Below are 22,709 nucleotides of genomic sequence, written 5' to 3'. Positions count from 1 at the left end.
AAACGGTATGTTCGATACTTTTATCAGGCGGCCTGTATTGTCGCTGGTGATTTCTTTGTTTATAATTTTGCTGGGGCTGCTGGCGCTCTTCGGGCTGCCGGTCACCCAGTTCCCGGATATTGTGCCGCCGTCTGTAACGGTAACGGCCAAGTACACCGGCGCCAACGCTGAAGTGTGCGCCAATGCCGTGGCCATTCCGCTGGAGCGCGCCATCAACGGCGTACCGGGCATGACGTACATGACCTCCGTATCCAGCAATAACGGCATTACGCTCATTACCATATTTTTCAACGTAGGCACAGACCCTGACCTGGCGGCGGTGAACGTGCAGAACCGCGTGTCTACCATCATTGACGAGCTGCCGGAGGAAGTGATCAAGGCGGGCGTTACCACGGAAAAAGAGGTGAACAGCATGCTGCTGTACCTCAACATCATGAGTGAAGACCCCGCGCTGGACGAGAACTTCATCTACAACTTTGCAGACATCAACGTGCTCAAGGAGCTGAAAAGGATAGACGGCGTAGGCTTCTGCGAGATCATGGGCGCCAAGGAATACGCCATGCGCGTATGGCTGCAGCCTGACCGGATGCTGGCCTACAACGTGTCCGCCCAGGAAGTGATAGACGCTATCCGCCGCCAGAACATTGAGGCCGCGCCGGGTAAAACGGGTGAAAGCTCAGACAAGGCCCCGCAAATGCTGCAATATGTACTGCGCTATACCGGCAAGTTCTTCAAGCCGGAAGAATATGCGGACATTATTATCCGCGCGGATGAAAGCGGTTCTGTACTGCGCCTCAAAGACGTGGCGGATGTAGAGTTCGGCGCGCTCACCTACAGCATGGTATCCAAAACGGACGGCAAACCTTCCGCTTCTATCATGCTCAAACAGCGCCCCGGTTCCAATGCGCAGGAGGTGATCGAGAACGTGAAGCTGCGTATGGAAGAGCTGAAAAAGGCCTCCTTCCCGCCCGGCATGACCTATAATTTCAACTATGACGTGTCCCGCTTCCTGGATGCCTCTATCCATGAGGTGGTGCGCACCCTTTTTGAAGCCTTCATACTGGTGTTTATTGTGGTGTTCCTCTTTTTGCAGGACTTCCGCTCCACGCTCATTCCCACATTGGCCATTCCGGTGGCGCTCATAGGCACCTTTGCGTTTATGCAGCTCATGGGCTTTTCCATCAACCTGCTCACGTTGTTTGCCCTGGTGCTATCCATTGGTATTGTGGTAGACAATGCCATTGTGGTGGTGGAGGCCGTACACGCCAAGATGATGGAAACGCACCTCCCCGCCCTGCAGGCTACGCTGGCTTCCATGAAGGAGATCAGCGGGGCGGTGGTGGCCATTACGCTGGTCATGTCTGCCGTGTTTGTGCCGGTGGCGTTCCTTTCCGGGCCGGTGGGCGTGTTTTACCGGCAGTTCTCGCTTACGCTGGCTTTTGCCATCATCATATCCGGCATCAACGCCCTTACGCTTACGCCCGCGTTGTGCGCGCTCATGCTCCGGCACAACCCCGGCGCGGCCTTGAAGCAGAACCCGCTCCAGCGTTTCTTCAACGGCTTCAACCGCGGCTACAACGCCACAGAGCGCGGCTATAAACGCCTGATCGGCCGTATGGCCGGCCGCCGCATGCTCACGCTGGTATTGCTGGTTGGGTTCTTTGTGCTCACCTGGGGCGCTTCCGCCATTTTGCCGGGCGGTTTCATTCCCATGGAAGACCAGGGCATGATCTACGTGAACGTAACCACGCCCAATGGCGCCACGGTAGAAAGAACGTCTGCCGTGCTGGACGAGGTGCAGAGAACGGCAGACGGTATAGATGCCGTGGAGTCTGTGTCTACGCTGGCGGGCTTCAGCCTGGTGAACGATGTGGCTGGCGCCTCCTACGGGATGGGCATGATCAATCTCAAACCCTGGAACGAGCGCTCGCAGTCGGTAGACGACCTGATAGCAGCCTTGCAGGAAAAAACGAAACATATCAAGGACGCCACCATAGAATACTTTCCGCCGCCCACGGTGCCCGGCTTTGGTAATGCCAGCGGTTTTGAGCTGAGAGTACTGGACCGCACCGGCGCAGATGATCTGCAGCAGACGGCAGACGTGACCAACAAATTTATTGACGCGTTAAAAAAACGCCCGGAAATAGGCAGCGCCTTTACCAGCTTCGACCCTGAGTTCCCGCAGTACATGATACATGTAGACCAGGCCATGGCGGCCAAAAAGGGCGTGAGCGTGGAGAACGCCATGAGCACCCTGCAAACCCTGCTGGGCAGCTTCTACGCGTCTAACTTTATCCGCTTCGGGCAGATGTACAAGGTGATGGTGCAGGCCTCGCCCAACTTCCGCACCAAGCCGGAAGATGTGCTGAACCTGTATGTGAAGAACGATAAAGGGGAAATGGTGCAGTACTCCAACTTTGTGAAGCTGGAAAGGGTGTACGGCCCAGAACAGCTCACGCGCTACAACATGTACACCTCCGCCATGATCAATGGAGACGCCGCGCCCGGCTACAGCAGCGGCGAGGCCATCAAGGCCATTGAAGAGACCGCCGCCACGGTATTGCCGCGCGGCTTCAGTTTTGAATGGAGCGGCATGACGCGTGAACAGGTACTGTCTGGCAATCAGGCCATTTATATTTTCGGCATCTGCCTCCTGTTCGTATACCTGCTGCTGGCCGCGCAGTACGAGAGCTTCCTGCTGCCGCTGCCTGTGCTCTTGTCTTTACCCGCCGGCATATTCGGCGCTTTCCTTTCCCTGAAGGTGGCCGGGCTGGAAAACAACATCTATGCGCAGGTAGCGCTGGTCATGCTGATAGGCCTGCTGGGCAAGAACGCCATTCTTATTGTGGAGTTTGCCATTCAGCGCCAGAAGCAGGGATTGACCGTGCTGAAGGCGGCCATAGAAGGCGGCGTGAGCCGTTTGCGCCCCATCCTCATGACCTCTTTTGCCTTTATTGCGGGCCTGGTGCCGCTGGTAATTGCCAGCGGGGCAGGGGCCATGGGCAACCGCTCCATTGGTACGGCCGCCGCAGGGGGCATGTTGATAGGCACCCTGTTCGGGGTAGTGGTGATACCGGGCTTGTACGTATTGTTTGCCGTGATGAAAAACAGGAAGAAGAAAAAGATGAAGATAAAACCCGTACCCGCCGTGATACTGTTGCTGGTGCTGGCCGTAGCGGGCTGCCGTATGCCGCAGGACCTGCAGCTGCCGGAACAGACCGCCCTGCCCGCCACATTTGAAGGGCGGCAGGCAGACAGTACGGGCATTGGCAGCATGGACCGCAAAGCCTTTTTTGCGGACCCTTACCTGCAAAACCTGCTGGATACGGCCGCGCGCAACAACCGGGATGCCCTTGTGGCCATACAGCGCATGCGGGTATCGGAAGCACAGCTCATGATGGCGGCCAAAGCATGGCTGCCGTCATTGAACGCTTCCATCAGCGGCGGCGTGAACAAGTATGGGGATTATACGATGGACGGGGTGGGCAACTACGATACCAACCTGTCTCCGAATATTGACAAAGACCAGCGCATCCCGTCTCCGGCCGTGCCGGATTATTTTGCCGGGTTGCAAAGTTCCTGGGAAATAGACCTCTGGGGCAAGCTGAAGAGCAGGAAAAAGGCGGCCTATGCCCGCTTCCTGGCCAGCCGTGAGGGGCTGCGGCTGGTACACACCCAGCTGGCCGCGCAGGTGGCCGGCATGTATTACCAGCTTATGGCGCTGGATTATGAATGGAACGTGATACAGAAAAACATCGTGCTGCAGGAGGCCGCCATTGGTACAATAAAAGTACAGCAGGAGGCCGGCCGCGCCACCGCATTGGCCGTACAGCAGTTTACGGCGCAGCTGCTCAATACCAAAGCGCTGGCGTATGGCGTACAGCAGCACCGCCTGCAGCTGGAAAACCAGCTTAACACCTTGCTGGGCCGGCTGCCGCAACCTATTGCCCGCAGCAGCTCTCTGCTGGAAGCGCCGCTGCCGCCCGCGCTGAGAACGGGCGTACCCGCGCAAATGCTGCAGCGCCGGCCTGATGTACAGCAGGCCATGTTGGGGTTGCGGGCCGCCAAAGCAAATGTGAACGCGGCCAAAGCGGACTTTTTGCCTTCCCTGAACATTACGGCCTCCCTGGGCTACAATGCTTTCAAGGCGGGCCTCCTGTTCCAGAGCCCCGCATCTATTGCATACGGCATACTGGGCGGCATCACCGCGCCGGTGTTCAATAAAAAACAATTAAAAGCGCAATACGGCATTGCTACCGCAGAAGGGGTATCGGCGTTTTATGACTACCGCCAGGCCATCATCAACGGCTACCAGGAGGTGATGACCTCGTTGAACCGTGTATCCAACGCGCAGGAAGCGTTTGCGCTGAAAGAAAAAGAAGTGCTTGTGTTGAAGGAGGCCGTATCTACCGTTGGGGACCTGTTTGCCACAGGCTATGCGAATTACCTGGAAGTGATCAATACCCAGAAAAGTGTACTGGAGGCAGAACTGGCGCTCACCCAGTACCGCAGGGAAGTTTTCCTCGGTACTATTGAGCTTTACCGCGCCCTGGGCGGTGGTACGGAATAGGGAGAAAAGGCCGGCAGATGATGGCCGGCCTTTCTTTTTTATGCCGTTAACGGAAGGTGATGGTAAAACGGGTATCGCCGGGCGCCACCGTTTCCAGTGAAAAGGCCCAGCCGTGGTTCAGCAGTATTTCACGCACCAGGGTAAGGCCAATGCCCTGGCCGTTGGGTTTGGTGCTGTAAAAAGGAGAGAAAATGTTTTCCGCGGCTTCGGGCGCAATGCCCGCGCCGGTATCTGATACCACCAGCCCGTGCTCATGGGCGCTCAGGCAAATGGCTCCTTTGCCGGTAATCGCTTCCAGGCTGTTTTTGATGATGTTGATCAATGCCTGTTCCAGCTGCAGGGCGTCTGCCATGATCAGCGGGGCCGGGCCAGGGGCCAGTGCCAGCGTAAACGCCACAGACCGTTCCGCCGCGCGGGCTTCCATCAGGGTAGATACGGAACGGAGCAGGGCATACAGGTCTGTTCGTTTTTTGGCGGGTGGCGGCAGTTTCACCAGGTCCGCAAAATTACGCATGAAAGCGTTGAGGTGATGGTTGCGGTTGATGGCCACTTCCAGCGCGGAAGCATGCTGCGGGCCAAGCGGGGCCGCGGCTTTAAGGGTTGAGGCCATAATGGAGTTCACCGGGCCTATGGTATTGTTCACCTCGTGCGCCATCATCCTGATCACCTTTTCATATACTTTCTTTTCAGCGCGCAGTATTTCTTCCGTCAGTTCCTCTATCATCACAAAATGCCGGGGAAAACCCCGGTCTATGAAATGAGACTTCTGCAGCTTGTACGCGTTCACGCCGGAAAAGGAAATGATGTCTGATTCCCCGGAGCGCAGGGCATGCACCGCGGGCATAAAAGGATGCCGCTCCATCAGCTGCGCGGCGCGCGGGTTCATCTGCAGCACGTTGTTGTCATAGTCCATGATGATGATGCCGGTGGGAGAGGTCTGTATCAGTTTCTCCAGGAAAAAATGCTGCTGTTCCTGCAGGGTCCTTTCCTTGCGCAGCTCGTCCATCATCTGGTTATATACCTGTATCAGCTGGTCCATTTCATACTGGCCGGTGAGGCGGAACCTGACGGAAAAATCTTTGTCCTGCATGGCCTCTATGCCCTGCATCAGTGTTTTCAGCGGCTGCAGCAACTGGTGGTAGAGGCGCCAGGCAATGACCAGGGAAACGAGTATCACCGCTTCGGAAATAATGAACAGCAGCTTGTTTTCCCTGAAAATGAAATAGGAGAGCACCAGCGCCAGTATGTGCAGGATGCTCACAAACAGGATGTATTTAGTCCGCAGTTTCATCGTAGGGAATGTTGTATTTTTCAAGCCGCCGGTACAAGGCGCTGCGGGTAAGCCCCAGCGAAACAGCGGCTTTGGCTATCTTGTGGTGGTGGAACTGCATGGCTTTCCGGATCATTTCCACTTCCAGCTCTTCCAGCGTTACCATGCCTACGCCCGGCAATTGCAGATGGCCCTTTTTGACGGGAGACAGCTCCAGCTGCCGGCTGAGATCTTCCACGTCCAGCAGGTCAGTTTTGCTGACCAGGATGGTCCTTTCCACCAGGTTCTTCAACTGGCGGATGTTACCGGGCAACGGCAACTGCTGCAGCCATTTCATGGCGGCCCTGGTCACGGAGAGGCCGGGCCTGCCGTAGATCTCCCGCAGGTTGCGGATGAAGCTGTTCACCAGCAGGGGAATGTCTTTGGGCCTTTCCCGCAGGGCGGGCAGGTGAATGGTGATGAGGTTGATGCGGTACAGCAGGTCTTCCCGGAAGCTGCCTTGCGCCACCATGTCTCCCAGCGGTTTGTTGGTGGCGCAGATCACCCGTACGTCTGTGGTTTTAGTACGGCTGCTGCCCAGTACCTCGTACGTCCGGTCTTGCAGTACGCGCAGCAGCTTTACCTGGCTGCCGGCGTCCAGGTCCCCGATCTCGTCCAGGAAAATGGTGCCCTTGTTGGCCAGCTCAAAGCGCCCCACCCGGTCAAAGCGGGCATCTGTAAAGGCGCCGCGCAGGTGGCCGAACATCTCGCTTTCGAACAGGGTGGTGGAAATACCGCCCAGGTTCACTTTAATAAAAGGTTTGTTGCGGCGCAAGCTGTTCTGGTGAATGGCTTCCGCCACCAGCTCCTTGCCCGTACCGCTTTCTCCGGTAATGAGCACGGAGGCGTCCGTTCCCGCCACGCGGCCAATGGTTTCCAGGATGTTGAGCACGGCGGGGTCTTCTCCTATGATGTGGGAAAAATGGTATTGTTCGTCCAGTTGGCGGCGGGAGAGGGGCTTTGCTTTCCTGTCACGCAGTTCCAGCAATGTTCTGATAGACTGGAGCATGTTGTCGTTGCTCCAGGGTTTGGTGATAAAATCACCGGCGCCCAGCTTCATGCCCTGCACGGCCAGCGCAATGCTGCCCCAGCCGGTAATGAGTATCACGGGGAGGGAAGCATCGTGCCGCCTGATCTGTTCCAGCAGGGCCATGCCTTCCTGCCCGGTGGTGCCCAGGGAAAAATTGAGGTCTAGCAGGATGAGGGAGGGCCTTGTTTTTTGGAGAAAGGCCATGGCCTCTTCCGGCAGCCGCACGCCGGCCGCTTCGTACCCTTCCTGCCGCAACAGCAGCAGCAGGGAGGTCCTCACGGCCACGTCATCGTCAATGATCAATATCATAGTGCAGTAAAAATAGCATTAATTAATCTTCATGCAGCGCCACCGCCGGGTAAATGCCGGCCGCCTGCCTGCCGGGGTAAAAGGCGCACACCACCACCAGCGCGTAAATGAACAGCAGCGCCAGCAGGATGGCCGTGTAGTACACGCTTTCTTCCATGAAAAATACGTTCAGCAGCGGGAACTGTACGGCAAAGAACAGGCCCACCACCAGCGAAATGGTAGCCAGCACCAGCGTTTCACTGACCACCTGCCGGCTGATGCCCGCCCCTGTGGCGCCAACGGCGCGCCGCAGCCCTATTTCCGCCTTGCGTTTGCTGATGGTGTACCAGAGCACGCCAAACAGCCCAAGAGATACGTTGAGGATGAGGAAGCCGGCAATCACCCCGAAAACGATCAGCGGAATAAGGGTGATGTTATTCTTCACCACCCGCTTTTCATCCAGGTGCTCAATTTCTACGGTGGCGTCTTGCAAAATACCGGCTACCTGCTTGTAGAGGCGGCCTTCAAAGTTGGCGCCGGCGCCGGGTTTGATCCTGATGAGCATGCGGCTCAGCCAGGAGTAGGAACTACGGGTGGTGCGCTGGTAAAGGCCGGGGCCCAGCGGCTTGTAATCGCCTTTGTCTTTCATGTCCTGCACTACGCCAACTATGCGCGCGTCATGATCTCCCACCTTGATGGTTTTGCCAACCGGGTCTTCACCGGGGAAAAACATTGTTTCAAAGCTCCGGTTCACCACAATGGGTTCCAGCGCGGCGCCATCGTCTGCCCGGCCGTACCACCGGCCTTTTAACAATACCGGCTTCAGCACGCCAACGTAATCGTCATCGGCGGAAAAATGGTCTACCTGGGCGGTCTTGTTATTGCGGGTGATAACGGAATTGTTCATGGACATGGTGAACGGGCTGTTGTTGCTCACAAAAGAAACGGCCGCTACCTCGGGCGCATGGCTGATGGTACGTTTTACCATTTCATAAAAGAGCGCCAGGGAGTCTTTGTCCGCACCGCTGCGGTCTTTATCGTAATAACTGAGCGCCCATACATTTTCGTGGTCAAAACCCATGGGGCGCTGATAGTTTTTGTAATTATACACGGCGAGGGTAAATACAGCGAACATAATGAGGAACGAAAAAAGGATCTCCACCATCAGCAGGAAATGCTGTTTCTTTTTGTTCCATATCAGTTTAAAGAGATGTTTCAGCATGTTGTGTCGGTTTTAATTGGCTTTTAATGCGGATACCACCTGCATGCGGCTCATGCGCCAGGCGGGGAATACGCCAGACAGCAGCCCGAACACGAGGCAGGCCAGTACAAATGCGGCCAGCACGGTGAAATTGATGGTGAGATGAGCGTTGGGGATGAGCCGGCTGCTGTTCACCATGGCCAGTATCACCCCGCTCAGCAGCAGCCCCAGCAAGCCGCCCAGGAAGGTGAGAATGAGGTTTTCCACGATGAACTGGATGGCCAGCGTACCGGACGAAGCGCCGAAAGCCTTGCGCACACCTATTTCGGAAGAGCGTTCCATGATGCGGCTGGTGTTGATGTTCACGAGGTTGATGGTGGGCAGCAGCATGAACAGGAACACAAAGATGCTGATATAAATGATAAAGCGCGGAACACCGGAACTGCCGCTGGCCTTGCCGCCCAGCACGCGGGCAAAGCTGGCCAGGTAAGTGTCTGCGGAGCCTTGTATGGAGTTGAACGAAGCGGTGTCTAGCGGTACCTTGCTGATCATGGCGGCATACTCTGCCTGCATGGCGCCCAGGTCTTTTGCGGTACGGCCCAGCAGTATGGCGGTGTAGCTGCCGTTGTACCCCTTGTTGGCCATGTCCGTGGCCGAGAGCGAATAAGGAAGGTACATGTCCGCATAGGAATACAGCAGCGTTTTGGGCACATTGTCTACCACGCCGATCACGCGGTACTGGATGTTGTTGGTCTGAATATACCGCCCCGTTACGGCCGGCGCGTCCCCAAAATAATTTTCCCGCGTTTCCCGGCTGATCACCGCCACCTTTTCCCCGGCGGCTATCTGCTGCTCACTATAAGGCCTGCCTTCAAGAAAGCGGAACTCCTGCACGTCCCAGAACGCCTGGTTGGTGTATTTGATGTTGATCACCAGCTTGCGGTTGTTCACGTACGTGTTGGTGGGGCCGAAAATGGAGGAAATGGCCACCTTTTCCGGCGTTTTGAGGGTGGTCACGAAGCGCTGCATGAAATACAGGCTGGGCGGCCCCTGGTTGTGGGACTGGTGCTTGCTGTGCTCCTGCACAATGGAGTTGACGTACAGGGAGCGGTGGCGTTTGTAGTCCGGGTAACCCGGGCTGAACAAGTGATCATAAAAGGCCGTGAGCACAATGAGGATGGCCAGGGTGAAGCTGATGCCGAACAGGCTGATGAAGGTGAAGAACTTTCTCCTTTTCAGCACGGCAATGGCTATTTTAAAATAGTTCTTGAGCATAAGGAAGGTTTATGGGTTATTGTACCTGCGCGCCGTCAAAGAGCCTTACCAGCCGGTGCGTTTTGCGGGCTATCTGCTCGTCGTGCGTGACCATTACAATGGTGGTGCCTTCCTGGCGGTTAAGGTGCAGGAGGATGTCCATCACTTCGTTGCCCATGGCACTGTCCAGGTTGCCGGTAGGCTCGTCTGCCAGAATGATCTCCGGCTGCCCCACAATGGCGCGGGCAATGGCCACCCGCTGTTTTTGCCCGCCGGAAAGCTGGGAAGGAAAGTGTTTGATGCGGTTGCTGAGGCCTACCTTCCCCAGCGCGGCGGTGGCCAGCGCTTTACGCTCGCGGGCGGTAGACTTCCGGTAGAGCAGCGGCAGCTCCACATTGTCCAGCACCTGCAGGTCGTTAATGAGGTGGTAGCTTTGAAAAATGAACCCGATCTTTTTGTTGCGGAAATGTGCCAGCTGTTTGTCTGACAGGTAGCCCGGCGTGCTGTCTGCAATGCGCACTTCGCCGCGGGTGGGCGCGTCCAGCAGGCCCATGATGTTCAGCAAGGTGCTTTTGCCGCAGCCGGAAGGGCCCATGATAGACAGGAACTCGCCTTTGGCAACGTTGAGGCTGATGCTGTTGAGCGCCAGCGTTTCTACCGTATCTGTACGGTATACTTTTTCTATGTTCTGTAAGCGGATCATACAATGAATTTATGGATAATCGATCTTTTGATTGTTTTCAAAATCGTATAAAGACAAACAGCGCAGTTCGTAATACGCCCCCCAGAAATCGCGGAGGGCCTGCACATAGTCCCGCTTGGCCTGGTCTTTTTCCTGGAAGGCAATGCTGAGATCTGTGATGCTGAGGTTGCCCAGCACGTACCGGTCCTGCGCGATCTGGTATTTTTCAGACGCAATGCTGTCTGCCGCGGCGGTGAGCGCCACCTGTCCCTTCATCATGTCAAACAGCGTTACCTGCGTGGTAACCGCATGCATGAAGTTGAGCTTGTCTTGCTCCACCGTATACTGCACCAGCTTCATATTGGCTTCCGCGGTGCGTATCCTGGAGCGGGAGCGGCCCCAGTCCAAGATAGGCACGGAAAACTCCAGCTGCACCACCTGCTGCTCCTGCGGGCTGCTGTATATTTTCGGGATGGTGGCGGCACTGTTGGAAAAACCCAGGTTGGCCGTGAGCGTGGCATTAAGCCCATTCTTGCCTTTGGCCAGCGCTACATCGCGCCGGGCTTCCACCATGCGGCGTACAAATGCGATGGCGTTGGCGTTGTTGGCATAGGCTTCCGCCAGCACCTTCCCGGCTGTTACCTGCATGTTGATGTTGGCGGGCGGCAGCTGCAGCATAATTTTGCCGGTTTGCTGCAGGCCGGTGTAGGAGCGGAGGTTGAGCATGGCTATTTCCATGTCCCTCCGTGCCGTGCCGGCAGACTTCTCCGCTTTCAGGTATTCCAGCTGCAGTTGCAGTATTTCGTTCCGGGATATTTTGCCGAGTGCGAACTTTTCATCCGCAATGCGCTGTATCTGCCGCGTGTTGGCCAGGTTGGTCTCCGCTATCTGGAAGTTGACCTGGGCCAGCAGCAGGTCAAAAAAATACCCGCTGGCCGTTATGGCCACTTCTTCCATGTCCGCAATGTATTGCTGGCGACTTTCCTCGTACCTGAGCGGTTCTGTTTTTTTGTCCCACTTCAGGGTGTTGAACTGGAAGAGCGGCTGGGAATAACCCAGCGTGTAGGGTATACCGTTATAGAGCGTGCTTTTCCGGTCAAAATCATCGAACCGCTGCAGCTCCGTGGCCCCGTAAATGGTACCGCCGGTGGCCGTGATGCCCTGGCTGAAAGCCAGGTTCAGGGTGGAGTTGTTATTATGCACCGGCTTGAACTCTATGGTGCCGTTAGGCTGCAGCACCGGCGAAAAACTTTTGCGGTAGCCCGGCAATGTGCCTGTAAGGGCCAGTTGCGGCTGGTAGTTGGAGCGAAAGCTGCGCCACTCCCAATATTTTGTTTCTTTTACCGTAGCCGCCTGGCGGGAGGCAATGGAACCGGCCTTTGCCATGTCTACCACCTGCAGCAGGGAGAGCACCAGGCTGTCTTGCGCGGCGGCGGCCGTATACAGCAGGGATAATATGCCTATCAGCGTTGTTCTCATTGGATGGCTATTTCACGGGCATGTTTAAATTCGCTCATGTCTGAAGTGATCACCACTTCGCCGGCCTGCACGTTGTTTTTCAGTTCTATGTAGTCAAAATTGCTGAGGCCGGTTTGCACCTGGCGGCGGTAAGCCTTGCCGTTTTTCACCACAAATACATCCTGCAGCCCCGCCGTTTTGAAGGCGGGCCCGTTGGCTACCCGCAGTACATTGCTGACGGTAGCGGTTACCAGGAACACTTCCGTTTTCATGCGGGGCCGCAGCAGGGGGTGGTTGCGTTGAAGCAGCGCAATATCGAAGGTGACCACGCCGTTCTGCACCGCGGGGTGTACGGTAGTGATGGCGCCTCTTACATCTTCACTGCCCACGCGTATAATGGCCGCCATGCCGCTGTGCAGGCGGTTGAGGTAGGTGTCTGAAATACTGCCGGTTACCTTGAAGCTGCCCAGGTCAGCGATCCTTACCAGTTCTTCACCTTCGCGGATGGCCGCGCCAATATTGCGGTTCACCCAGGTGATCACGCCGCCTCTGCCGGCGGTGATGGTAGCCCGGGAGAGTTTGCTGTACAGGGTTTGCAGCTCCTGCTGCTGAATGGCAATGGCTATCTGGGATTCCCGCATTTCCACCTGCATGGTTTGCTGTTTGCTTTTGATCTCGTTCTCCAGCTGCTCTTTTTCCAGCCGTGCCACTTTCAGTTCCATTTCCGCCTGCTCAATATCTTCCCGGGTGCCGCCGCCGGCTTTGAAGAGGCGGCGGGCGTTTTCCACGGCCGCCTGCAGGCTGCCGATGCGGAGCTGTTTGATGCTGTTGTTCGATTTCAGGTCAAAGTAACTTTTGTCCAGCTCCAGCTTGAGGCGCCGCAGATCGTTCTGTTTGGCTTCCAGCTGGAACTTCCCTTTTTCATATTCCGCCTGTGCCGCGGTTTTGTCCAGTTGCAGGATGGGCTGCCCGGGGGTAACGGTAGCGCCCGCATCCTGGTGGATCTCGCGGATGGCGGCGCTGATGGGGCTGGTGATCACTTCTTCAAACTCGGGCAATATTTCGCCGGAGGCGCTGATGGTGTTCTCCACGTTACCCCGCTCCACTGAGGCGGTGGTAATGGAGGCCGCGCGCAGCACCGGTTTTATGGCATAGCGGAAAATGAGGAAGCCGGCGGCGGCAACAACGAGGCAGGCCCCTGTTATGAACCAGCGCTTCCTGTTGGCGCGTTTGATTTCGGCGGGTGAAATTTCTTTGTCCATGTGCCGGAATGATTCAAGCGCGGTGCCAAACTTAGATGATTCGTTTACAGATGGTTGCGGAGATTGATAAGAAAAAAAGTGTCCGGTTCCGGACAAAGTTTCCGGAAATGGGAAAGTGTTTTGCGCCTGATGGTGGATTTTAATTATTTTGAGGCCTGTTCCATGTTCATCATTATGAAAACTATCTTGTCCCTCACAGGAGCATTGCTCCTCAGTGTATCCACCCTTGGCCAGGGTTTTCTGAAAACTTCCGGCCAGCGTATTGTCAATGAAAAAGGCGAGAACGTATTGCTTCGCGGCATGGGCCTCGGCGGCTGGATGCTGCAGGAAGGTTATATGCTGAAAGTATACCGCCAGGGCCAGCAGCACAAGATCCGCGAGCGCCTGGAAAAGCTCATCGGCGCTGAAAAGACAGCAGAGTTTTACGATGCCTGGCTGGCCAATCACGCCACCCGGGCGGATGTTGATGCCCTGAAGTCCTGGGGTTTTAACTCCGTACGCCTGCCCATGCACTACAACCTCTATGATACGGAAAAGGGTTTTGCATTAACAGACAGTCTGCTGGCCTGGTGCAAGGCCAACAGCATGTACCTCATTCTTGACCTGCATGCCGCGCCCGGCGGACAGGGCAACGACCTCAATATTTCAGACCGCGACGGCAGCCAGCCTTCCCTCTGGGAAAGCGAAGCGCATCAGCGCGCTACCGTGAGCTTCTGGCGGAAAGTGGCCGCCCGGTATAAAGATGAGCCCTGGATAGCGGCGTACGATATCATCAACGAGCCCAACTTCGGGTTTGAAGACCCGGTGAACGACAAGAACGGGATCAAAGAAAAGAAGAACGCCCCGCTGCGCAAACTGATGATGGAGATCACCCATGCCATCCGCGAGGTAGACCCCCACCATATAGTGATCATTGAAGGCAACGGCTGGGGCAACAACTACAATGGCGTACTGCCGCCCTGGGATAATAACATGGTGCTGAGCTTCCATAAATACTGGAACTACAACGATGAAAATTCCATTGCCCATATTCTCCGCTACCGGGAGCAGTACAATATTCCCGTATGGCTGGGAGAAACCGGCGAAAACTCCAATGTATGGTTCACCAACGCCATCCGCCTGCTGGAATCTCATAACATTGGCTGGGCCTGGTGGCCGTTGAAAAAGATCGGCATCAATAACCCGCTGGAGGTACCGTCCAACCCGGAATACCAGCAGGTAACCGCCTACTGGAACGATTCCGCCAAAGCGTCCAGGCCCTCCGCGGAAACAGCTTACCGCGGCGTGATGGCCCTGGCCCGCGCCACTAACTTTGCCAGCAACGCCGTACACCGCGATGTAATAGACGCCATGATACGCCAGCCCGCAGACCCTTCCGCCCGTCCGTTCAAACCGAATAATATCCGGCCGGGCGCCGTATTACAAGCGGCAGACTATGACCTGGGCAGCAACGGCTTTGCGTATTATGATACAGACACGGCCAACTACCGCGTGTCTGATCCCAAACATACCGGCGGCAACCGCGGCGGCGCCTACCGCAATGATGGTGTAGACATCAGGCAGGAGGGGACAGGCTATTATGTGACAGACATTGAAACGGGCGAGTGGCTGCAGTACACGCTCAACGTGGCCGCCAAAGGCAAGTACACGATCCGCCTGCAGGTAGCGGCAGACAGCCTGCCCGGTAAACTGGCGGTAACAGTGAATGGTGTAGTGAAAGAGGTAACGGTACCGGCCGGGCCATGGCAATGGGTAGCGGTGAAAAACGTAGCGTTGAAGAAAGGCAGCCAGGCCTTGCGTGTGAAGGCGCTTGCCGGTGGGTACCGGTTGAGGGAGATCAGGTTTGAGGAGTAATAGATTCGCTATAAAAATAACACCTCCCGTTAAAATGCTATTACCCCTCATGCGGGAATTTCACTAACATTGCTGAACGCAAACGTTTGCGCAGTTTTAAAATTCCCGCATGAAAACATCATTATACCTGCTGGCAGCCTGTCTGCTGGCCTCCCTGCCGTTGCAGGCCGCCAACATCACCGTCAACTCTCTGCCCGCGTTGCAAAGCGCCATCCACAACGCCCGTCCCGGAGATGTGATCACCCTGGCCAACGGGGTGTACAAGGGAGATTCCGTGATCGTTATCAATAAACAGGGTACGGCAGGCCAACCCATCACCATCGCCGCGCAAACCATCAACGGCGCGGAGATCACGGGCAACGGCGGTTTCAGCCTGGTAGCGCCTGCGCAGCATATCATCATCAAAGGGTTTCGCTTCACCCACCGCGCCAACCGAGCAAGGTCCGCTCCCGGCACCTCCTTCTGCCGCTGGACGCGTAACCTGTTTGAAACGCCGGGAGACGGGGAGAACCTCTATATTGCCGGCAGCGATCATGAAGTGGATTACAATACCTTCCAGCATAAGAACGCCATGGGCCGCTTCCTGGCCGTGCGCGGCGCCGGCAGCCAGGTGGCGGAGAGGCTGCATATACATCACAACTATTTCTTTGACCAGCGGCATCAGCCGGGCAACGGCATAGAGACCCTGCAGTTCGGGCTGAGCGGTTTTAGCATGTCTTCCAGCAACAGCATAGTGGAATACAACCTTTTTGAAGAGTGCGCGGGAGAGAACGAGATGATCTCCGTGAAGGCATCTGCCGTGGTGCTGCGCTACAATACCATCCGTAACTGCCCCGCCCAGTTCACCCTGCGCCATGGTAACCGCTGCGAGGTGTACGGCAACTATTTTATCAACACCCCCGGTATCCGCATTTTCGGAGACGATCATGTGATCCACAGCAACTACTTCGAGCAATGCAAACCCGCCATCAACATCGGCAATGGGGATGGCGAAGTGGCGGACGGCGCCAAACTCACCTGCCACGACAGGCCTGACCGTGTGCTGATCGCTTTCAACACCCTGGTGAACAACACGGAAAATATCACCCAAAACGCCCGCAACAACGGTATGGGCGCCACCGCCATTACGCTGGTTTACAATATTCTGCAGGGCAGCGAAGCGCCTGCCGCCAAACTGGCCGGCCCCAATAAAGACATCTCCTTTGCCGGCAATTTTCTCCACCAGGTCGGCAGCGAGGGAGACATGCCGCAGGAAGGCTACACAAAGGCCGATCCGGGCCTCGTTAAGACTGCCGCGGGTACTTATCGCCTCCAGCCCGCCAGCCCCGCCAAAGGGGCCGTAAAAACGCCTTTCCCGGCCGTTAAAACGGATATGGACGGTCAGCCCCGCACCCTGCCGCTAGATGCCGGGGCAGACCAGGTGTCTTCCGCGCCGGCCACTGCCCGGCTGCTCACCAGAGCCATGGTGGGGCAGGAGGCTGCCTTGTAGGGTGTTCCCGGCATAAGGTGTACTTAGGGCTAAACTAGGTGGAAACTAGGTAGGAACTAGGTAGGAACTAGGTCTAACATAGGTCTAACATAGGTCTGATATAGGTCTGATATAGGTATGATATAGGTAGGATATAGGTAGGATATAGGTCCAAGGGTCTTGTCCTGATATAGGTTTACACCTTGGTTTAGAAAATACTGATATTGGTTTACAGCGTTCAAAATTAATCCTGTTTTCGGTTTACAGGATGATGTTTTGGTCCTGGTTCCGGTTGCTCTACATGCCCCTCCATATGCCCCTTTGCTGCCCTACCGGAAAAAAACATCTATCTTTGTTATGAATAATTAAAAAATAGTATATATTTATGCTCCGTAAACGCATGGTTACAGATAGATTATGCCAGAACAATATATAAAAACACGGTTTGAAGCGATCTGCGGAGAGCATGATACCTGGATCGTTACGTACGATTCAGCCGCGCTGGGCGCGCCCGTGTACCTCGTCTGGTATACAGATCACCAGGGAGGGGACAAGCTGTTGACCTTCTGCAACCAGCAAGTATTTGCAGCGGCCAGCCTGGACGGAGTGGCAGCCGCTATACAAACTAATTTGCCTGCCTTGCAGGCGTCCCCAAGGTTGTTGCACTGGCTGGACGCGATGGCGGACATGCAGCTGGAAACCTGTAATACCTACAAGGTAGACCGCATTGCCCGGCAGATCAGGAGCAAAAGATTGAGCCTGGAGGCGCTGGACGGCCTTTCTAACTTTATAGACCTCTTTGGGGATTATGCCAATTCACTGGCAGATACCTCCCACCTGCAGGAATTTCGAGATAATACGGTTATTGAATCCCTGATAGCCTATTATTACCAACATATCTTCTGGCCCCGCCTCAACGATCACCAGAAATTCCTCCAATACAAGCGCCCCGCCCTTGAAATTGACCACCGGCAACTGCTGGGTGTGTTTATGGGCATGAAGGGAAAAATGGAAAGCGCCATACGTGTGTTATAGGGCAGGCGCAGATCCCCGGAAAGCACAAGAACGGAAAACGACTTTTTTGTGCTGTCTGTTTTATGCGCCATCCAGACAAAAAACGGCAAACAAGAAGGTGCCCGCTTAAGAGAATCCACATGAGCTTAGATGCTGTTGCATGACAGTAAGAGAAGTAGGATATAACGACCTTGTTTTTGTTAATTGCCCATTTGACGAAGAGTATCTTCCACTACTTTACGCAATTGTATACACGATTTACCGCTGTGGCTTTGTTCCCCAATGTGCTTTGAATGAAGATGACGGTACAGACTTCCGGTTAGACAAAATAACACGATGCATTCAGAACTGCCGCCTCCTCAACGGAAATACTGCTCTAATTTTTTGGCCCTCCATATACAAGGTATTATAAAAAATAATAATTTAGTTGGCAAATCTATCTATACTAATGGAAACTAATAACCTTTTCGATCTGCGTATCGACAACGAATCTACCGGCTTTCTGTCTGAGGCGGCCCGCTGGGCAAAGTTCCTGGCCATCATCGGGTTTGTGATGTGCGCGTTGATGTTCATTGGCGGCTTGTCTGCCAGCCTCTTCATGAACTCCCTGACAGCAGGCATGGAAGGGCTGGGCGGTGAAAGTTATGGCGCCTACAGCTCCTATAACCAGAAGTTCACCATGGTGTTTTACATCCTGTTCGGCATCATCAGCGTGTTCCCTTACCTATACCTGTTCCGTTTTGCCGGGCGCATGCAGGAAGCCCTGCACAGCAGCGACCAGGATGTGCTGAACAGCTCGTTCTCCAACCTGAAATCCCTGTTCAAGTTTGTAGGGATACTGACCATCATTATGCTGGGCTTTGTATTGCTGGCCCTCATATTTGCGGTGATCGCTTTTTCCGCGGCCATGTAGACTGAAAATAAAAAACCTGCGGCAAATGCGGCAGGGAAGAAAAAATGCCGGGCAATTACCCGGCATTTTCAATTTTATTCTCCAGCGTTCCTGAGTTCCTGCATGAACTCGTCCGCCCAGTATTCAATATTAAAATGGCTGACGTTCTGGTACAGCCTTTTCATCCTGATCTGCCTTTCCTGCTTGTTCATGGCAATGGCCTGCAGCAGGCTGTCTTTCATAGACGCATTGTCATACGGGTTGGTAAGAATGGCCGTGGGCAATTCTACGGAGGCCCCGGCAAATTCAGACAGTACCAGTGTGCCTTCAGATTCCGGGTTAAGCCCCTGTACGGCCACGTATTCCTTGGCCACCAGGTTCAGGCCGTCACGCAACGGTGTGATCCAGGCTATGTCTGATACAGCGTAATAAGCCAGCACCTCGGCAAAGGAGAAGGAGCGGAAGAAGAAATGAATAGGCACCCAGTCTATGCGGGAGTATTGCCCGTTGATCTTTCCGATCAGCTGTTCCAGCTCCTGCTGTACCTGTTCGTATATTTTCATGCCGCTTGCGGGCGGGGTGCAGATGTTGATCAGCTCTATTTTACCGTGCAGGTTGGGATGTTCTTCCAGGAACTGGTGGAAGGCCTTGATCTTTTCGACGGGGCCTTTCACATAGTCCAGCCGCTCTATGCTGAGAATGGTCTTTTTGCCGCTGGTCTGTTTTTTCAGCTCGGCGATCATCTGCTGCGTTTCTTCTTTTTCCGTCAGTTCCCTGATATAGTCTACATGCACGCCCACGGGGTTGGCGCCCAGCCGTACCTTGCGGCGGCCGGTGTCAATTTCCCGTGTCATGGTGCCGGTGCCCATAGCGGCACTGTAGGTGAGAAAGCGCGGGGCGCAGTTTTCCTGTTCCGTAATTTTTACGGGCATGTGGCTTTTCACCACGTCTACAAAGTTCTCCACGTAGCGGGGAATGTGGAAGCTCACATAGTCGCATTGCAGCAGGCTGCCAATGATCTCCGCGTGCCATGGAATGATGTTGAACGTGTTGGCGGCGGGAAATGCCGTGTGGTGGAAGAAACCGATCTTCAGGTCCGGCCGCAGCTGGCGCAGGTAGCCGGGCACCATCCAGAGGTTATAGTCATGTATCCACACCATGGCGTTCTGCTCCGCTTCCGCGGCGGCTTTTTCCGCAAAGAGGCGGTTGATCTTCAGGTAGTGTTCCCAATGCTCGTGGTTGAACTGCACTTTTTCGGTGAACGAAAAGATAGCGGGCCAGAAGGCCTCTTTGGAAAAGAGCTTGTAGAAAATATCGATGTCTTCTTTTTCCATCAGCACGGGGCTGGCTACCAGGTGCGGGTATTGTTCCTTGTCTATATGAAAGTTCTCCACCGTTTCTTCCCCTTCCTGCTTTTCCTGCCAGGCCACCCACAAACCGGGGCGCTGAGACTTGAAAAAGTTGGTGAGGGTAGGAAGGATGCCGTTAGGGCTTTTAGGCGAGCGGCGCACTTTTTTGCCGTCTATTTCCACCGTTTCAAACGGGAAGCGGTGGTAGAGCATCACCAGCTGGGTGGAAGTATTGGGCATGGGCAGCGGCGCTTTCTCTTTATAAAAAGGCTTGAAATCTGTAAAGTGGTCCAGCGCTTCCAGTATGCCGCCGGCGCCGGCCGTATCAGATATATATACGTCGCTCAGCTTACGGGTGGCGGTGGTCAGCGCGTGTTCCGCTTCTCCCACTACCACGCCTTTGAAGCCGCGGCCATAGAGAGAAAGATCGTTCAGCGTATCGCCCGCTACCAGCACTTCCTCCTCCGGTATCTGGAGCAGTTTGACCAGGTGCTGCAGTGTGGTGCCCTTGTTCACAGAGCGGGGCAATACGTCCAGGAATTTATTGGCGGAGAGGATGATGTCACAGTCGAGCGATTGCTCCAGTTCCGCAATTTTTGCCTTGATATTCTCGTCATCAAAGAAAAACGAGCAGCGGCGTTGCTGCGGCACGTTTTGCAGGCGCAGCCCGTTGACGTGCTGCATTTGTTCCATAATAGCCCCTTTGCCGGGCCATTTGCTTTCAATATTGTTCTGGATGGGCTGTATGGGCTGAAGCGTAGTGCCGTCCAGCACGGTGGCCCCCACATCGCAAATCACGTAGTCAGGCCTGGGTATCACCGGATCATTTAATAAGGGCAGAATACTTTCCACACCACGGCCTGTTACAAAGATCAGCCGGAAATCGTCGTTCTCGCGGATGATATTGTACAGGTGTTCTTTGTGCTGATGTGTTCCTCCTAAAAAAGTTCCGTCCAGGTCTGTTGCTAGAATCATGCATTATAGTTTTAGTGAAAGAATAAGTACGCTCGTAACCGTTGGCAGTACCGGGGTTCGGGTCAGAATAGCGACTGCAAAGGTACGAAAAATCGGGGCGCGGCAAGGTGACAATTTGGCGATATTGGTGACGATGAGGCACATATGGAAGATTAATACACCATATATCTCTTGAAAAGCAACAGATTTTTGTTATATTACGAATGACGGGGTCAAGGAATGACCAGGAAGAAACAGCTGAATTGTTGTCAATTAAAATGAACTATGAGTACAGAGCCAAAACGATTATTTGATGCGGTAGCCTACCAGCTTGAAAGGTACCCTAAACCTGATATGCTTGTATCTAAAGTGGACGGGCTCTGGAAGCCCTGGAGCACTGCGCAGGTACAGCAGATAGTGAACCGGTTCAGTGCGGGTCTGCTGGCGCTGGGCATAGGCGGTAAAGATTTTACAGCCGAGGGCGCGGACAAGATCGCCATCATCAGCAACAACCGGCCGGAATGGGTGTTTGCAGACCTGGCCGTGCAACAGACGGGCGCCGTACTGGTGCCGCTTTATCCCACTACCAACCCGAAAGAGATCGAGTTCATCCTGAACGATGCGGGCGTGCAGTACATCTTTGTAAGCAGCCTTGACCTGCTGCAGAAAATACGGGAGCTGCAAGACCGCGTGCCCAGCCTGAAACAGATTTACACCTTTGAGGAAATACCCGGCGCTGACCATTGGAGCAAGGTAACAGACATGGCTACTGACGCGCTGTTGCAGCAGGTGGAAGAGATCCGCTCCACCATCCGGGAAGACCACCTGGCCACTATCATCTATACATCCGGCACTACCGGTACTCCCAAGGGCGTGATGCTCACGCACAAGAACATTGTGAGCAACGTATTCAATTCCAAAAAGAGCTTCCCGTTCCCGGACGCGCCGGAGCAGAAGGTGCTGAGCTTTCTGCCGCTGAACCATATTTTTGAGAAGATGTGTACCTACATCTATCTTTTCAGCGGTATAGGCGCGTACTATGCGGAGAGTATGGACAAGATAGGGGACAACCTGAAGGAAGTGCGGCCGGACGGGTTCACCACCGTACCGCGGCTGCTGGAAAAAGTATATGAAAAGATCATGAGCACGGGCAACGAGCTGAAAGGCATCAAACGCGCGCTGTTCTTCTGGGCCGTGGCCCTTGGTAAAAAATATGATAACAACATCAGCAACGGCTGGTGGTACGATGCGCAGCTGAAGTTGGCCAACAAGCTCATCTTCAGCAAATGGCGCGAAGCCCTGGGCGGGCGCATCACCTTTATCGTCACCGGCGGCGCCGCTTGCCAGGAGAACCTGCTGCGCATCTTCAACGCCGCGCAGGTGCCGGTATACGAAGGATATGGCCCTACGGAAAACAGCCCGGTGATCAGCGTAAACCGGAGAGACAGGCCGGAGAACGCCCGCTATGGCACCACCGGCCCTGTAATTGAAGGGCAGGAGGTGAAGCTGACGGAAGAAGGCGAGATCTGTGTAAAAGGCCCCTCCGTAATGAAAGGCTACTTCAAGCGGCCGGACCTGACGGCCGAAACGGTGATAGACGGCTGGCTGCATACGGGAGACATCGGCACTTTCATAGACGGCAAGTTCCTCAAGATCACCGACCGCAAAAAGGAGCTGTTCAAAACCAGCGGCGGCAAGTATGTGGCGCCGCAGCCCATTGAGAACAAGGCAAAAGAAAGCCCCTTCATAGAACAGATCATGGTGGTGGGCAACGAAAAGAAATTTGTATCCGCCCTGATAGTACCATCTTTCAACATGCTGAAAAAATGGATGTCGCAAAACGGCATCGCTTTCACCAGTAATGAGGAAGCGGTGAAAAATGCCGATGTGATCTCGATGTACCAGAAGGTGGTAGACCGTTACAACGGCTTTTTCAACCATGTGGAACAGATCAAGAAATTTGAGCTGATGCCGCGTGAGTGGGGGGTAGATACAGGGGAAATGACGCCCAAGCTGAGCCTGAAGCGCAAAACCATCCTGGAAAAGTATAAGGATGTGATCGATAAAATTTATGAGCCGGCGGAAACGCAGCGCTAAATGTACTTATCAGAAAAAAAAGCCCCG

At 54.8% G+C, this 22,709-nt stretch carries 14 protein-coding genes; 6 read left to right on the top strand and 8 right to left on the bottom strand.

Going from position 1 to position 22,709, the window contains the following annotated elements; genetic code table 11:
* The first annotated feature begins 7 nt into the window (after window positions 1-7).
* Entirely contained in the window at window positions 8-4,570 is a 4,563-nt protein-coding gene (locus D3A97_RS24185) for an efflux RND transporter permease subunit (protein ID WP_119081145.1), read from the top strand.
* Window positions 4,571-4,616: 46 nt separating this feature from the next.
* On the opposite strand, the gene D3A97_RS24180 is transcribed toward D3A97_RS24185, so the two are convergent.
* The 7 genes from D3A97_RS24180 to D3A97_RS24150 are packed head-to-tail and all read right to left on the bottom strand — an operon-like array spanning window position 4,617 to window position 13,054.
* Window positions 4,617-5,861 (bottom strand): sensor histidine kinase, encoded by a 1,245-nt coding sequence (locus D3A97_RS24180; RefSeq protein WP_119081144.1) that lies wholly within the window; start codon window positions 5,859-5,861, stop codon window positions 4,617-4,619.
* Window positions 5,845-7,218, bottom strand: coding sequence for a sigma-54-dependent transcriptional regulator (locus D3A97_RS24175; protein WP_119081143.1), 1,374 nt, complete (start codon window positions 7,216-7,218; stop codon window positions 5,845-5,847). Before D3A97_RS24175 ends, D3A97_RS24180 begins: the two co-directional genes overlap by 17 nt.
* A gap of 22 nt (window positions 7,219-7,240) precedes the next feature.
* Complete coding sequence (locus D3A97_RS24170) at window positions 7,241-8,419, bottom strand: ABC transporter permease (RefSeq protein WP_119081142.1); 1,179 nt, start codon at window positions 8,417-8,419, stop codon at window positions 7,241-7,243.
* Between the two features lie 12 nt (window positions 8,420-8,431).
* Window positions 8,432-9,673 carry an ABC transporter permease gene (locus D3A97_RS24165; RefSeq protein ID WP_119081141.1) on the bottom strand — a complete coding sequence of 414 codons (1,242 nt, stop codon included), beginning with the start codon at window positions 9,671-9,673 and terminating at the stop codon, window positions 8,432-8,434.
* A 16-nt stretch (window positions 9,674-9,689) separates the two neighbouring features.
* Window positions 9,690-10,355, bottom strand: a complete 666-nt coding sequence (locus D3A97_RS24160; RefSeq protein ID WP_119081140.1) for an ABC transporter ATP-binding protein — start codon at window positions 10,353-10,355, stop codon at window positions 9,690-9,692.
* Window positions 10,356-10,364: 9 nt separating this feature from the next.
* Window positions 10,365-11,813 (bottom strand): TolC family protein, encoded by a 1,449-nt coding sequence (locus D3A97_RS24155; RefSeq protein ID WP_119081139.1) that lies wholly within the window; start codon window positions 11,811-11,813, stop codon window positions 10,365-10,367.
* The gene (locus D3A97_RS24150; RefSeq protein WP_119081138.1) at window positions 11,810-13,054 is read right to left on the bottom strand and encodes an efflux RND transporter periplasmic adaptor subunit; all 1,245 of its coding nucleotides are present in this window, start codon (window positions 13,052-13,054) and stop codon (window positions 11,810-11,812) included. Before D3A97_RS24150 ends, D3A97_RS24155 begins: the two co-directional genes overlap by 4 nt.
* A gap of 174 nt (window positions 13,055-13,228) precedes the next feature.
* Between D3A97_RS24150 and D3A97_RS24145 the strand changes: the two genes are divergently transcribed.
* The 4 genes from D3A97_RS24145 (at window position 13,229) to D3A97_RS24130 (ending at window position 18,303) form a co-directional block, all read left to right on the top strand.
* Entirely contained in the window at window positions 13,229-14,908 is a 1,680-nt protein-coding gene (locus D3A97_RS24145) for a cellulase family glycosylhydrolase (RefSeq protein WP_119081236.1), read from the top strand.
* A gap of 109 nt (window positions 14,909-15,017) precedes the next feature.
* Window positions 15,018-16,397, top strand: coding sequence for a polysaccharide lyase 6 family protein (locus tag D3A97_RS24140; RefSeq protein ID WP_119081137.1), 1,380 nt, complete (start codon window positions 15,018-15,020; stop codon window positions 16,395-16,397).
* A gap of 396 nt (window positions 16,398-16,793) precedes the next feature.
* Window positions 16,794-17,411, top strand: a complete 618-nt coding sequence (locus D3A97_RS24135) for a hypothetical protein (protein ID WP_119081136.1) — start codon at window positions 16,794-16,796, stop codon at window positions 17,409-17,411.
* A 427-nt stretch (window positions 17,412-17,838) separates the two neighbouring features.
* Complete coding sequence (locus tag D3A97_RS24130) at window positions 17,839-18,303, top strand: DUF5362 family protein (protein WP_119081135.1); 465 nt, start codon at window positions 17,839-17,841, stop codon at window positions 18,301-18,303.
* 74 nt (window positions 18,304-18,377) lie between these two features.
* Here D3A97_RS24130 and ggpS read toward each other — a convergent pair whose 3' ends face one another.
* On the bottom strand, window positions 18,378-20,606 hold the full coding sequence (gene ggpS, locus D3A97_RS24125; RefSeq protein WP_119081134.1) for a glucosylglycerol-phosphate synthase: 2,229 nt from the start codon (window positions 20,604-20,606) through the stop codon (window positions 18,378-18,380).
* Window positions 20,607-20,870: 264 nt separating this feature from the next.
* Between ggpS and D3A97_RS24120 the strand changes: the two genes are divergently transcribed.
* Window positions 20,871-22,682, top strand: coding sequence for an AMP-dependent synthetase/ligase (locus tag D3A97_RS24120; RefSeq protein WP_119081133.1), 1,812 nt, complete (start codon window positions 20,871-20,873; stop codon window positions 22,680-22,682).
* Window positions 22,683-22,709: the final 27 nt, after the last annotated feature.

Origin of the sequence: Chitinophaga alhagiae, from assembly GCF_003568665.1 — a bacterium.
GTDB lineage: Bacteria > Bacteroidota > Bacteroidia > Chitinophagales > Chitinophagaceae > Chitinophaga > Chitinophaga alhagiae.
The sequence above is the reverse complement of the archived record's forward strand: the minus strand, read 5'-3'. Positions and strand labels throughout refer to the sequence as shown.

Coding starts and splice junctions, on each gene's coding strand:
- D3A97_RS24185 (WP_119081145.1), top strand. CDS start 8: ATGTTCGATACTTTTATCAGGCGGCCTGTATTGTCGCTGGTGATTTCT.
- D3A97_RS24180 (WP_119081144.1), bottom strand. CDS start 5,861: ATGAAACTGCGGACTAAATACATCCTGTTTGTGAGCATCCTGCACATA.
- D3A97_RS24175 (WP_119081143.1), bottom strand. CDS start 7,218: ATGATATTGATCATTGACGATGACGTGGCCGTGAGGACCTCCCTGCTG.
- D3A97_RS24170 (WP_119081142.1), bottom strand. CDS start 8,419: ATGCTGAAACATCTCTTTAAACTGATATGGAACAAAAAGAAACAGCAT.
- D3A97_RS24165 (WP_119081141.1), bottom strand. CDS start 9,673: ATGCTCAAGAACTATTTTAAAATAGCCATTGCCGTGCTGAAAAGGAGA.
- D3A97_RS24160 (WP_119081140.1), bottom strand. CDS start 10,355: ATGATCCGCTTACAGAACATAGAAAAAGTATACCGTACAGATACGGTA.
- D3A97_RS24155 (WP_119081139.1), bottom strand. CDS start 11,813: ATGAGAACAACGCTGATAGGCATATTATCCCTGCTGTATACGGCCGCC.
- D3A97_RS24150 (WP_119081138.1), bottom strand. CDS start 13,054: ATGGACAAAGAAATTTCACCCGCCGAAATCAAACGCGCCAACAGGAAG.
- D3A97_RS24145 (WP_119081236.1), top strand. CDS start 13,229: ATGAAAACTATCTTGTCCCTCACAGGAGCATTGCTCCTCAGTGTATCC.
- D3A97_RS24140 (WP_119081137.1), top strand. CDS start 15,018: ATGAAAACATCATTATACCTGCTGGCAGCCTGTCTGCTGGCCTCCCTG.
- D3A97_RS24135 (WP_119081136.1), top strand. CDS start 16,794: ATGCCAGAACAATATATAAAAACACGGTTTGAAGCGATCTGCGGAGAG.
- D3A97_RS24130 (WP_119081135.1), top strand. CDS start 17,839: ATGGAAACTAATAACCTTTTCGATCTGCGTATCGACAACGAATCTACC.
- ggpS (WP_119081134.1), bottom strand. CDS start 20,606: ATGATTCTAGCAACAGACCTGGACGGAACTTTTTTAGGAGGAACACAT.
- D3A97_RS24120 (WP_119081133.1), top strand. CDS start 20,871: ATGAGTACAGAGCCAAAACGATTATTTGATGCGGTAGCCTACCAGCTT.